General features: G+C 70.4%; 13 protein-coding genes. 7 read left to right on the top strand and 6 right to left on the bottom strand.

Features of this window, described 5'->3' with window-relative positions; genetic code table 11:
• Positions 1-2: 2 nt before the first annotated feature.
• The gene (locus VGW35_05165; GenBank protein HEV8307036.1) at positions 3-905 is read left to right on the top strand and encodes an ABC transporter permease; all 903 of its coding nucleotides are present in this window, start codon (positions 3-5) and stop codon (positions 903-905) included.
• 19 nt (positions 906-924) lie between these two features.
• Complete coding sequence (locus VGW35_05160) at positions 925-1,692, top strand: glucose 1-dehydrogenase (protein ID HEV8307035.1); 768 nt, start codon at positions 925-927, stop codon at positions 1,690-1,692.
• Between the two features lie 187 nt (positions 1,693-1,879).
• On the opposite strand, the gene VGW35_05155 is transcribed toward VGW35_05160, so the two are convergent.
• The 4 genes from VGW35_05155 to VGW35_05140 form a co-directional block, all read right to left on the bottom strand.
• Positions 1,880-2,974: a mandelate racemase/muconate lactonizing enzyme family protein gene (locus VGW35_05155; GenBank protein HEV8307034.1), complete on the bottom strand. Its 1,095-nt coding sequence runs from the start codon at positions 2,972-2,974 to the stop codon at positions 1,880-1,882.
• 64 nt (positions 2,975-3,038) lie between these two features.
• Positions 3,039-3,830, bottom strand: a complete 792-nt coding sequence (locus VGW35_05150; protein ID HEV8307033.1) for a sulfite exporter TauE/SafE family protein — start codon at positions 3,828-3,830, stop codon at positions 3,039-3,041.
• Positions 3,831-3,929: 99 nt separating this feature from the next.
• Positions 3,930-4,463, bottom strand: coding sequence for a hypothetical protein (locus tag VGW35_05145; GenBank protein HEV8307032.1), 534 nt, complete (start codon positions 4,461-4,463; stop codon positions 3,930-3,932).
• A 225-nt stretch (positions 4,464-4,688) separates the two neighbouring features.
• Positions 4,689-5,639 (bottom strand): hypothetical protein, encoded by a 951-nt coding sequence (locus VGW35_05140; GenBank protein ID HEV8307031.1) that lies wholly within the window; start codon positions 5,637-5,639, stop codon positions 4,689-4,691.
• Positions 5,640-5,803: 164 nt separating this feature from the next.
• Between VGW35_05140 and VGW35_05135 the strand changes: the two genes are divergently transcribed.
• The 3 genes from VGW35_05135 to VGW35_05125 all read left to right on the top strand — a co-directional run bounded on the left by VGW35_05135 (position 5,804) and on the right by VGW35_05125 (position 9,423).
• Positions 5,804-7,558 (top strand): thiamine pyrophosphate-binding protein, encoded by a 1,755-nt coding sequence (locus VGW35_05135; protein HEV8307030.1) that lies wholly within the window; start codon positions 5,804-5,806, stop codon positions 7,556-7,558.
• Positions 7,555-8,541 carry an ABC transporter substrate-binding protein gene (locus tag VGW35_05130; protein HEV8307029.1) on the top strand — a complete coding sequence of 329 codons (987 nt, stop codon included), beginning with the start codon at positions 7,555-7,557 and terminating at the stop codon, positions 8,539-8,541. Before VGW35_05135 ends, VGW35_05130 begins: the two co-directional genes overlap by 4 nt.
• A 102-nt stretch (positions 8,542-8,643) precedes the next feature.
• Complete coding sequence (locus VGW35_05125; GenBank protein ID HEV8307028.1) at positions 8,644-9,423, top strand: ABC transporter ATP-binding protein; 780 nt, start codon at positions 8,644-8,646, stop codon at positions 9,421-9,423.
• A gap of 19 nt (positions 9,424-9,442) precedes the next feature.
• Here VGW35_05125 and VGW35_05120 read toward each other — a convergent pair whose 3' ends face one another.
• Together VGW35_05120 and VGW35_05115 are read right to left on the bottom strand one after the other, a co-directional pair.
• On the bottom strand, positions 9,443-10,231 hold the full coding sequence (locus VGW35_05120; GenBank protein ID HEV8307027.1) for an ABC transporter permease: 789 nt from the start codon (positions 10,229-10,231) through the stop codon (positions 9,443-9,445).
• A complete protein-coding gene (locus tag VGW35_05115; GenBank protein HEV8307026.1) occupies positions 10,228-10,971 on the bottom strand; it encodes an ABC transporter permease in 744 nt (247 codons plus the stop codon). Before VGW35_05115 ends, VGW35_05120 begins: the two co-directional genes overlap by 4 nt.
• A 139-nt stretch (positions 10,972-11,110) precedes the next feature.
• Between VGW35_05115 and VGW35_05110 the strand changes: the two genes are divergently transcribed.
• Both VGW35_05110 and VGW35_05105 read left to right on the top strand, forming a co-directional pair.
• Complete coding sequence (locus VGW35_05110; GenBank protein ID HEV8307025.1) at positions 11,111-11,941, top strand: Phenylacetic acid catabolic protein; 831 nt, start codon at positions 11,111-11,113, stop codon at positions 11,939-11,941.
• A 27-nt stretch (positions 11,942-11,968) separates the two neighbouring features.
• Positions 11,969-12,181, top strand: a complete 213-nt coding sequence (locus VGW35_05105) for a hypothetical protein (protein ID HEV8307024.1) — start codon at positions 11,969-11,971, stop codon at positions 12,179-12,181.

The raw sequence follows: 12,181 nt of genomic DNA, 5'->3' as shown, positions 1-12,181 counted from the left end.
GCATGGTGGAAGCAACGGTCGAGAAGGTCCTGAGCGAGCCGCGCGAGGCGGCGGTCTGGGGGGCGCCCGCCGCCCGGATCACCTGGTACCGCCGGCTCCTCCGCAACCGGAACGTGCTGCTGGGCGCGTCGATGTTCCTGATCCTGCTGCTGGCCGCGGTGTTCGCCGGGGTCCTCTCGACCCACAACCCGACACGCCTCTATCCCGCCAACCGTCTCAGGCCCCCCAGCGCGCAAAACTACCTCGGCACCGACGAGTTCGGCCGCGACCTCTACAGCCTGGTGCTCCACGGCGCCCGAACTTCGCTCCGGATCGGCGGCCTGACGATGCTGTTCACCACGATCGGCGGGATCGTCATCGGGCTGGTGGCCGGATTCTACCGCCAGCTCGACCTTTTCATCATGCGGGTCATGGACGGGCTCATGGCGTTCCCGGCGATCCTGCTGGCCATCGCCCTGATGGCGGCTCGGGGGCCCGGTGAGTGGAATGTGATCTTCGCCCTGTCGGTCGTCTACATGCCGCGGACGGCGATCCTGATCCGCAGCACCGTGCTCTCGATCCGGGAGCTGGACTACGTTCAGGCGGCCCGGGCGCTCGGCCGCCGGGACCTCGTCATCGCCTTCCGCCACATCCTGCCGAACTGCGTGGGGCCGATCCTGGTCCAGGGGACCTTCATCTTCGCCTATGCCGTCCTGGCCGAGGCGATCCTGGGCTTCCTGGGCGTCGGCGTGCCTCCCTACGTCCCCTCGTGGGGCAACGTGATCGCTAGCGGCAAGAACGTGATCCGCGAGGCGTTCTGGGTGAGCCTCTTCCCGGGGATCACCCTGACGCTGGCCGGCCTCAGCCTGAACCTGCTCGGCGACGGCCTGCGGGACACCCTCGATCCTCGCCTGCGCGTGCAATGACCAGAGGAGGAACGCGGCGATGAAGCTCTTCGACCTCTCCGGGCGCGTGGCTATCGTCACCGGCGGCAACGGGGGCATCGGCCTGGGCATGGCGCGGGGGCTGGCCCAGGCCGGCGCGTCGGTCGTGCTGGCGGCACGCAACGTCGGAAAGAGCAGCGAGGCGGTGAAAGAGCTGAAGGCGGCCGGGTTGCAGGCCGCGATGGTGAAGGTCGACGTCGCCAGTCAGGAGTCGTGCCGGGACATGGTTCAGAAGACGCTCGACCAGTTCCGGCGGCTCGACATCCTGGTCAACAATGCCGGCACGAACATCCGGAAGCAGCCGCAGGAATACGCGCTCGAGGAGTGGCACACGGTGCTGGAGACCAACTTGACCAGCGCCTTCCTGTGCTGCCAGGCGGCCTATCCGGCGATGGTGCGGGAAGGCGGGGGCAAGATCATCAACATCGGCTCGATGATGTCGATCTTCGGGGCGCCCTTCACCGCTCCGTACGCCGCCAGCAAGGGCGGGATCGTCCAGCTGACCAAGGCGCTGGCGACGGCGTGGGCCAAGGACAACGTTCAGGTCAACGCGGTGCTACCCGGCTGGATCGACACCGACCTCACCCGGAAGGCTCGCGAGCAAGTCGCCGGCCTCCACGAGCGGGTGCTCGCCCGCACGCCCGCCGGCCGCTGGGGCACGCCCGACGACCACGCCGGGATCGCCGTCTTCCTGGCCAGCCCCGCGTCGGACTTCATCACGGGGACCGCCATCCCGGTGGACGGGGGCTACTCGGTCCTCGGAGTCTAGGTCATTTCGGGGGGGTCTCGGAAGACCCCCCGATACCCCCCCGTCGTGGCGGTGGCGAAGCCGCCGCTCGGAGCGCTCCTCGATGCACCACGCCCTCGGTGGTCGGTGCCGGGTTCCTCCGACACACTCCCAGATGATGAGAAGGGGCTTGGACCGCTCCGCTGACCGGAGCTCCGCGGAGAGCGCGTCACGGCGGGACCGTCCAGCGCTTGACCGCGTCTTTGTCCCAGACCAGGCCGAGCCCCGGCGTGTTCGGCAGCGGGACTCGCCCGTCGACGAGCCGGAGCTTCTCGACCAGGAGCGCTTGCGCCCAGGGCATGTGCTCGAGGTAGTAGGCGGTGGGACTGGCCGCCATCAGGTGGCAGCTCTGCTCCGGGAACAGGTGGGAGGCGAGCGGCAAGCGCCAGGCGTCCGCCAGCGCCGCCGTCCGGAGCCAGCCGGTCACGCCCCCGATCCGCTCGAGGTCCGGCATCATGACGTCGACCGCCCGGGCTTCGATCAGCTCGCGGAAGCCGAAGGGGGCGTAGGCGTTCTCGCCGGTGGCCAGCGGCGTCCGGAGCTCGGCGGCCAGGCGAGCCTGGCCGGGCACGTCGTCGTGCGGGATGGGCTCCTCGAACCAGGTCAGATCGATGCCGGCGTCCTCCAGCCGCCGACCCATCCGGAGCGCATAGTGGACGTCCCACCCCTGGTTGGCGTCGGCCATCAGCCGAACCTCGGGGCCGATCGTGTCCCGCACGGCCCGGGCCGCTGCGACGTCGTCCGCCTCGCGGGCGCGCCCGAGCCGCATCTTGACGGCCCGGAATCCCTGGCCGACCAGCTCGGCCGCCTCGGCGGCCAGCTTTCCGAGATCGTCGGTGAGCCAGAGACCCTCGCTGGCGTACGTGTCCACCGGCGCCGGGGAGCCGCCGAGCAGTCGCCAGAGCGGCACGCCGAGGGCCTTGGCGGCGATGTCCCAGGCCGCGGTGTCGATGGCCGAGACGGCGAAGACGGCCAGTCCCCGCCGGCCCGCCATGGAAGAGACCTGCCACATCTTCCGGTAGAGCGGTGCGCTCTCGCGCGGGTCCAGGCCGCGCACGTGATCCTCGAGCCCCCGCAGGAGCTCGATCACCGCGCGGCCCCAGTCGCGGCCGAAGGTGACGAGATAGGTCTGCCCGGTCAGACCTTCGTCGGTCTCGAGGTCCACGAGCAGATGAGTCATGACGTCGCTCACCCGGATGCGCGACACGATCGGCCGCGGCATCGGCACGTCAACCAGGGTGGTTCGGATCCCGGTGATCTTCATCGCCCCTCCGATTCGTCGCCACGTCGTGCCGGCCGCTCGAGGCTGCCAAACGAGCACGGGGAAGCTATCGGAGTCCCCAGTGGGCCAATCGTACCGCATGCAAGACCATTCGGGCGCCGACCAATGCCAGGGATCCCGCGAGAAGGCGCCGGATCACCGCCGCCGATGCTCGCAACGACGCGCGGGCGCCGACCTGCGCCCCGAGGAGCACGCCGAGACCCATGACACCCGCGGTCACGATCCGCACATGCCCAAGCGACCAGAAGGTCAGGGCGCCGACCAACGCCGAAATACTGAGCACGAAATGCGAGGTCGCCGTAGCGACGTGCACCGGCAGTCCTAGCGCCACGATCAGAAACGGGACATGGATGATGCCGCCCCCGATACCGAGAAGGCTTGAAAAGAGTCCCACCAGCAGGCTGACGAGGATGCCCTTCCAGGCGTCCACATGGTACACGTGGGGTTCGCCCGTGACATCGACGACCTGCCGGACAGTGGCCCGCGACGAAGGGCGTGCCGTCCTGCCCGTAAAAAGGAGCGCCGCGATCACGATGAGGGCCAATCCGAAGCCGAGGCTGAAAGCGTACGACGTCAGCGTACGCGTCAAGTACGCGCCGCCCACCGCGCCGGGCAGGGTCGCCGCGGCAAATCTCCATCCGAGCGAGAGATCGACCCTGCCCTGCCGGAGGTAGGCGATGGCGCCCGATAGGGCGTTCAGGAAGACCACTGCCAGCGAGGTCCCGACGGCATCGGCGGGCGGAAAGTGGTAGCCGAGCAGCAGGATCGGCACCACCAGGAAGCCGCCCCCGGCGCCGATCAGCGTTCCGAACGCGCCGATCACAAGGCCCGCGAGCAGCAGGATCAGTCCGTCGATGAGGCTCGTGTCGACTCCTCGCGGCCCGGCGCCGTTCCCTTCCCGACCAGCCCCCTCGCACGCGTGGGGCCGCTGTCCGGGCTAGCGAGAGAGCGAGCCGAGGCCCGCTTGCGCCGCTCGTCGCAGTTGCAGCGCGCGCACCCAGGCCTGTTGTTCCGGTGAGGTCAGCCGTTCTTGCAGCCCGACAACCAAATGGTGAAACGCCTCGAGCGCCTCACCGCAATCCTCGGCGGCCTCCATCACCTCGGCGCTGCGTCGCCAGAGCCGGGTAACCTGGTCGCTGTCCGTCTCCATCCGACGATCGCCCTTGACCAGATGTCGGTACTCGTCCCCGAAGCTCTCGTATTCAATTCGCGCCAACCGTCCATCCCTGAAGGCGGTTCTCAGGACCTCGATCGGCCGGCCTGCAAACGGCGGCGTCCACAGGAGCCAGGTGCGGGGTTGCTTTCCGGGCTTCAGCATCGTCTCTCGTCCGGCCGTGCGGGCGACGTCCTGGGACGTCATGCCGGGGGACAGGCGCTGGTACAGGCCCTCGAGAGCGATATTCGCGGCGGGCAATTTCTCGTCGGCAAGCGCCGGCCACGGGACTGCCAGGAGCAGCGCCAGGAGTGCCATTCTTGCGGTCAGCCCCGAGACTCTTCGGTGGGACATGCCTCACCTCACTTCTGGGTCACTGCGAGAGAGACGGCTACCACCGGTCAGGCGGCCAACCGGTCGGCGTGCGGCTAATACGGGCCCTGGCCGACCTTCGCCTCACGCGTGGCCCACTCGCCATCATACAGGGATCTTCATCGCCCCTCCGATTCGTCGCCACCGTGTTGACGCGTGAGGGCCCGGCGCTCACCCCGAGGACAGCCCGCCCGGCGTCAGGACCAGCCGGAACGTCGCCCGGACCGGCTTTCCGCTGGCGTCGGCCAGCGGGAAGTACGTGGACTCGATGGTCGCGGATCGAACCGCCCACGACGAATCGGCGGCGGTCCCCCGCTCCCACCGCTCGAGCAGCCGCGACTGGAGGCGGCGCCACCAGGGATGGACGGCGAGGGGGCCGCCGGGCGGCAGCGACACCGCCACGTGGGGCTGAGTGGCGTGCCGCTCCGCGGTCGCGTAGCCGTTGTGGGCGAAGAGCAGCTCGAAGAGATTCGGAACGCCGGCGGCGTTCAGGAGCGGTGACAGGCGAAGCACCCGACCCTTGACGCCGACCTGGTCACCGTACAGCCAGGCCTCGGCGACCGGGACGCCGTCGGGCGTCCGAAAGACGACCCGGTGCGTGCGCAGCCGCTCCTCACGCGCCGGCTGATCCGGCGGCGCCCACCGGACGGTCTGCGTCGCCGTCTCGCCCGTCACGTCCACCAGGAGGATGGGGCGATCCTCCGTCAGCGCCAGGAAGCCGGCCCGCATGAGGGTCAGGGAGGCGACCAGCAGGAGCGCCAGCACCAGGACGAGCTGGGCGAGGAATCCCGCCGCGCCTGGCCGCCGCTCCGCCCAGCCCATCGCGCGCCGCATGGCGACTCCCGAGAGCACCAGGAGCGCGGTCAGGATCGCGGCCCCCGCCGCCGGGCCATCCCAGACCAGCAGGGGGGCGCTGAACGAGGCGTAGAGCAGGCCCAGGGCCAGGAAGAGGCCGACCGCGCAGACCCGCACGACGCCCACCGCGAGTGAGCGCCGTCGGTCCAGCATCAGCAGGAGGAGGGCGCGGGCGGCCAGCGCGAAGAACGCCACCAGGATCGCGACCTGGACGAGGTTCACGACCCCCACCAGGCCCCCCAGTGCCTCCGCCGCCAGCGTGCTCACGACCGTACCCTGGGATCAGCCATGTGATCGGGTCCTGCGTCGGGCCCGGGCCGACTCACGGGCGAAGGATACCACCGCTTCGGGCGAGCGTTGACACCCCCCGCCGCCTCCGCTTAGATTCCTACATGAACATCGATCGTCCACAGGCCGCGGGGCGGGTTCCCATGGCCTGGGGAAGCGACGCCGTCGCCGCGCTGCTCCGGCGTCTCGACCTCGAGTACGTCAGCCTCAACCCCGGGGCGAGCTACCGGGGCCTCCACGACAGCCTCGTCAACTACCTCGGGAACCGCGATCCTCAGCTGCTCCTCGTGCTCCACGAGGAGCACGCGGTGGCCATCGCCCACGGCTACGCCAAGGTCGCGCAGCGCCCCATGGCCGCCGTCCTCCACTCGAACGTCGGCCTCATGCATGCCACCATGGCGCTCTTCAACGCCTGGTGTGACCGGGTGCCGGTCATCGCGCTCGGCGCCACCGGGCCGGTCGACGCGGCGCGGCGCCGGCCGTGGATCGACTGGATCCACACCGCCCAGGACCAGGGCGCGCTGGTCCGTCAGTACACGAAGTGGGACGACCAGCCGGCCTCGATCCCGGCGGCCCTCGAATCGCTCTTGCGCGCGAGCCTGCTCGCCCGCACCGCCCCGCGCGGTCCCGTCTACGTCTGCCTCGACGCCGCCTTGCAGGAGGCGCCACTCGAGGCGGCGGTGGCGATCCCCGACCCGGCGCGCTTCCAGCCGGGCCCGCCGTCCCAGCCGGGGCCCGAGACGCTGGAGGCCGCGGCCGAGCGCCTCCGGGGCGCCCGACGGCCGCTCATCCTGGCCGGGCGCGTCTCGCGGAACGAGGCCGACTGGGCTCGCCGGGTCCGCCTCGCCGAGGCGCTCGGCGCCCGCGTGCTCACCGATCTCAAGGTCGGCGCCGCCTTTCCCACGGCACATCCGCTGCACGCGTCCGTTCCCGGCCACTTCCTTCCCGAGGACGCCCGGGCCCTCGTCCGCGAGGCCGACGCGATCCTGAGCCTCGACTGGGTCGACCTCGCCGGGACCCTCCGGCAGATCTGGGGCGACGGGCGCGTCACGGCGGCGGTGATCCACTGCTCGGTGGACGCCTACGTCCACAACGGCTGGAGCATGGATCATCAGGGGCTGCCGCCGGTCGATCTCCCGATCCTCGCGGAGCCGGACGTCGTCGTGCCGCCCCTCCTCGCCCGCCTCGAGGGGCCGCGCGGGGGGCGGCGAGCCCCGGCGGCGCGACGCCCCAGGCCGGCGCCGGCTCCGGCCCGCCGGCCGGCCCCGCGAAAGGACGCGCGCGGCGTGGGGTTCCACGACCTCGCCGCCGCGCTCTCCGAGGCGGTGGGAGCGCGAGAGATGTGCCTCATCCGCCTGCCGCTCGGCTGGCCGGGAGACGCCTGCGCCTTCCGCTCGCCGCTCGACTACCTCGGCAGCGACGGCGGCGCCGGCATCGGCTCGGGGCCCGGCATGGCGGTGGGCGCTGCCCTGGCGCTGCGGGGCAGCGGGCGGCTGCCGGTGGCCATCCTGGGAGACGGCGACTACCTGATGGGCGTGACCGCACTCTGGACCGCGGCCCACTACGGCATCCCGCTGCTCGTGATCGTGGCCAACAACCGGTCCTACTGGAACGACGAGATGCATCAGGAGCGCGTGGCCCGGCAGCGCGGCCGGCCGGTCGAGAACAAGTGGATCGGGCAGCGGCTGGACGCCCCGGCGTTGGACCTCGCCGCGATGGCGCGCGCGCAGGGGCTGGTGGGGGAAGGCCCGATCACCGAGGCCCGCGACCTGGCCAAGGGACTGGCCGCCGCGATCGCCGCCGTCGAGAGCGGGGCGCCGTACGTGCTCGACGTGGTCGTCCCGCCGCGCGAGGCGAGCCCGCCGGGCGCGTCGAGGCCCGAAAGGAGCACGCGGTGACACGGACTCTCCGCCGCACGCTCGGTGGCATCCTGACGCTGATCCTGCTCGTCCCCGCCGGGGCCGGAGCCGCGGAGGCGCCGCTCATTCGCTTCGGCCACGGCTTCGCGGCCGAGGAGCAGGTCTGGCTGATGGTCGCCCGCCCCGACCTCACTCCCAACCAGGGGAAGCGGTACCGGCTGAAGTTCACCTCGTTCCAGGCGAACCCGGAGCGCTTCCAGGCCTACCTGGCCGGAGAGCTCGACGGCGGCACCGCCCCCGGCCTGGCCGCGATCTTCGGCCGGTCCCAGGGGCTGGACATGAAGGTGGTGGCCGGCATCTGCCAGGAGGCTGCCGGCAAGGAATGGTTCACCACGCAGTACATGGTCCGCGAGGACGGACCGATCAAGAGCGTCAAGGATCTCAAGGGCGGGACGGTCGCCATCGTCGGGATCAAGAGCGCCACCGACCTGTGGGCCCGGATGGCGATCCTGAATGCCGGTCTGGTTCCCGACAAGGACGTGAAAGTCGTTCCCATGCCGTTCCCCGCCATCGGGCCCGCCGTCCGCTCGGACAAGGTGAGCGCCGGGACCTTCGTCGAGCCCTTCTACTCCGCGGAAAAGGCCAAGGGTGGCCTCCGCACGCTCTTCAACGCCGTCGACTCCGTCGGCTTCGATCACGAGCTGCTCGACGTGTGGTTCGGCGAGAAGTTCCTCAAGGCCCAGCCGGACGCGGTCCGGGCCTTCCTGGCCGACTACGTGGCAGTGACGAAACACTACCTGGCCAACCCCGCCGAGGCCAAGCGAGACCTCCACAAGGCGGGGTTCGTGCGCACCCCGCTCGACATCTATCTCCGGAACGCCGACTGGAAGCGGGACCCCGGCGCCCACGTCGACGTGGCGAGCCTGAAGAGGCTCAGCACCCTCATGCTGGACAAGCTCGGCTGGCTGGAGAAGCCGGTCAACGTGGACGAGCTGGTGGACCTGAGCTACCTGCCGAGGTAGCGCCGGGCCGGATGAGCGGGCCCGGACCGATACCCGTCGCCGCGGGTCGTCCTCGGTCGTCGGCGGGCCTCAACGTATGCGGCATACGCGAAAGGCGGCCGGATGAGCGCGCTCGCCCTCGAGGTGGTGGGCCTCCAGAAGGTCTACACCAAGGACGGCCGCCGGTTCCCGGTCCTCGACCTCGACCGCTTCGCCGCCCGCGAGGGCGAGTTCGTCACGGTGGTGGGGCCCTCGGGTTGCGGCAAGAGCACCCTGCTCCACATCGTGGGCGGCTTCATCAGGGCGGAGGCCGGGACCATCCGGATCTACGGGCAAGACGTGGACGGGCCGGGCCCCGACCGCGGGATGATGTTCCAGGAGTTCGCCCTCTTCCCCTGGCGCACGGTGGCCGGAAACATCGAGTGGGGGCTCGAGGCGCAGGGAGTGCCTCGGCGGGAACGCGAGGCCATCGTGCGGAAGTACCTCGAGCTGATGGACCTCCTGGAGTTCCGGGGCCACCTGCCCTCCGAGATCTCGGGCGGGATGAAGCAGCGGGTGGCGCTGGCCCGCGTCCTGGCCTTCGACCCCAAGGTACTCCTCATGGACGAGCCGTTCGGGGCGCTGGACGCCCAGACTCGCGAGGTGATGCAGGAGGAGCTGACGCGCCTGTGGGAGCGCACGCGGAAGACGATCATCTTCGTGACCCACGACATCGAGGAGGCCGTGTACCTGGGCGATCGGGTGGTCGTGCTGACGGCGCGTCCGGCGCGCATCAAGGAAGAGGTCACCGTCCGGCTGGGGCGTCCCCGCGACATCACGGTGAAGAAGTCGGTCGAGTGCCTCGAGTACCGGAACCACGTCTGGGACCTGATCCGGAGCGAAGCCAGCGACCGCCGCGTCTGAACGGGCTTCCGGAGCAGGGTCACGTGTAGTAGGACTCGAGCCGCTCCCAGAACACCAGCCGGTCGCGGAGGAGCAGCAGGATCCGGTCGAGAGCCAGGCCGAGGAGCGCGATCGCCACCACCGCGGCCAGCATCCGGTCGGTCTTGAGCGAGGACAGCGAATAGATCACCAGGTAGCCGAGGCCGTCGGCGGAGCTGATCATCTCGGTGATGATGACGACGATCATGGCGATCGGCAGGGCCACCCGGAACCCGGCGAAGATGAAGGGTGCGGCGGCCGGGACGACGACCCGCCACAGGACGCGCCCTGGGGACGCCCCCATGTTGAGGGCCGACCAGACCAGCACCCGGTTGACGACGCGGGTGCCGGCGTAGGTGTTGATGACGATGGGGTAGAGGCACTCGAGGAAGACGAGCAGGATCTTCGAGAGGCTGCCGATGCCGAAGACGAAGATGAAGATGGGGAACAGGGCGATCTTGGGGATCGGGTAGCTCCCGGCGAAGAGCGGGTCCAAGACGCCGGCGGCCAGCCTGGAGCGTCCCATCAGCACCCCGATGCCCACCCCGGTGGCGGCGGCCAGCCCGAAGCCCCCCAGCGCCCGGTAGAGCGAGTGCCAGGCCTCGGTGAGGGCGTCCACGCGCACGGCCAGCAGGCCGAACTCGCGGAGGATACTCGCCAGCGAGGGGAAGATGATCGGGCTCAGCGTCCCGCTGCGGGCGGTGACCTCCCAGGCCAGGAGCCCGGCCCCCAGCAGCGCGATCCGCCGGAGACCGCGCAGCGCTCGGGCCCAGGCCGGGCCGTCGCTCACGCCGCCGCCTCCTGCCATGCCAGCACGCGCTTCCGGGCGGCGGCCAGCAGCCGGTCGCTCGCGTAGCCCAGGATGGCGATCGTCACGATGGAGACGTACATGAGGTCGAACCGCAGGCTCGCCTCGGACTGCCGGATGAGGAACCCGAGCCCCGAGCGCGCGTTGATCATCTCGGCCGAGAAGAGCAGGATGAACGACAGGGCGAGCGACACCCGGAGTCCCGCGAAGACCAGCGGGAGGGCGCTCGGGATCACGACCTTCCAGAAGATCCGCCGCGGGCGCGCCCCCATGTTCAGCCCGGACCAGACCAGGAGCGTCGGCGTCGAGCGCGCCCCGTAGTAGGCGTTGATGAAGGTCGGGTAGAAGCAGGCCAGCGCGATGACGAGGACCTTGGAGGCATCACCGATCCCGAACCACAGCATGAAGAGCGGCAGCATGACGATCTTCGGCACCGGGTAGGTCACGAAGATCACCGGACTCAGCATCTCGTCGAAGCCGCGGGCCACGCCGGCCCCCAGGCCCAGGCCGATCCCCAGGGCCGAGCCGAGGGCAAATCCGGGAAGCGAGCGCGCCAGGCTCGCCCCGATGTGGGGCAAGAGCTCCCCCGAGAGGAGTGCGGCGGCGAACTCCCGGGCGACCTCGACGGGGCTCAGCACGAAGTCGGGCAGACCGGAGAGCCAGAGAAGCTGCCAGAGCCCGACCAGGGCCAGCAACACGGCGATCCGAGCGAGGCGCTCCACGTCGCGCCGGCATGGTAGCAAGGAGTCGGGGACACGCGCAAGGCGCGCCGATGGCGAGCGGCGAGACTGGCGAAGGGCCCGAGCCCGCTGTTCGGCCGTCCCGCGCTCTGCTAAGGTAGTCCCAGGGAGGCGACGGGCGATGAGCGAGATGACGACGATCGCCGAGGCCGAAGAGCGCGGGCGCACGGACCTGTGGCCCTTCTGGCGGAAGCGCTATGCCCAGGGCGACCCCCTCCCCAAGCTCACCTGCACGGTGAGTCGCCCCATCTACCGGTTCGACGAGGGCGACCCCTTGCCCGAGGAGTACAAGGGCCTCCTGCTCCGCATGCTTCGCCACGAGGGGGAGCGCGCCGGCAACAAGAGCTTTCTCGGGCTCATGGGGACCTGCCTCGAGCTGGCCGAGGCGATGTTCCCCACTCCCGAGACGAAGCTCCTCAAGGCGGAGTATCTGGCCGAGGAGCTCAAGCACGCGATCATGTTCCACCGGTTGGCGGTGGGCCTCGACCGCAGCTTCGCGCTCAAGGACGTCCCCTACGCCCATTACGCCTTCCACCTGCCGCGCGAGACGTGGGCCGACGACGCCTACTTCCACTTCTTCGTCGACCTCAACGGCGCCTTCCACGCCCGCGACTGGCGGGAGTCGAGCTACGTCCCCCTGGCCAAGATGGCGGCGACGGTCGAGCGCGACGAGCTCGGGCATTCGGAGATGGGCTACTACTTCCTCTCCCAGATCGCGGGCGATCGGAAGGGGAGGATCCTCGCTCAGCACCTCCTCGGGAAGTGGTATCCGGCCGCCCTCGACATGTTCGGGCGCTCCGACTCTCCCAACGTGCCCAAGTTCATTCAGTGGGGGCTCAAGAGCGTGGGGAACGCCGACATCCGCCAGGCCTACAAGCGCTACGTGGACCGAAAGCTCGAGACCCTCGGCCTCGACGTTCCGGACGAGCGCAAGCACCGCCGGTTCCTCTGACGCCCGGCGCCGTCCCCCGCCCCGTACGTGGATCTCCGGTACTTCGAGCTGCACGATCTCCTCTGCGACGCCTTGATCGCGCTGGAGGCGCGGGACTATCCGCGCGCCGCCGCGCAGGTGCAGCGCGCGCTCGCCTGGGCCGAGGCGGACTGGCTGGCCACGCCCGCCAGCGGGCCGGGGCCAGCGTTGCGGTCGGTCCTCGGCGCCGAGGCGGCGGCCGACGCGGACGACGACGAGTAG

This window comes from Candidatus Methylomirabilota bacterium (assembly GCA_036005065.1).
In the GTDB taxonomy this organism is placed as follows: Bacteria; Methylomirabilota; Methylomirabilia; order Rokubacteriales; family DASRDR01; genus DASYQW01.
Note: the sequence above shows the minus strand (reverse complement) of the source record. Positions and strands in the feature narration are given on the sequence as shown.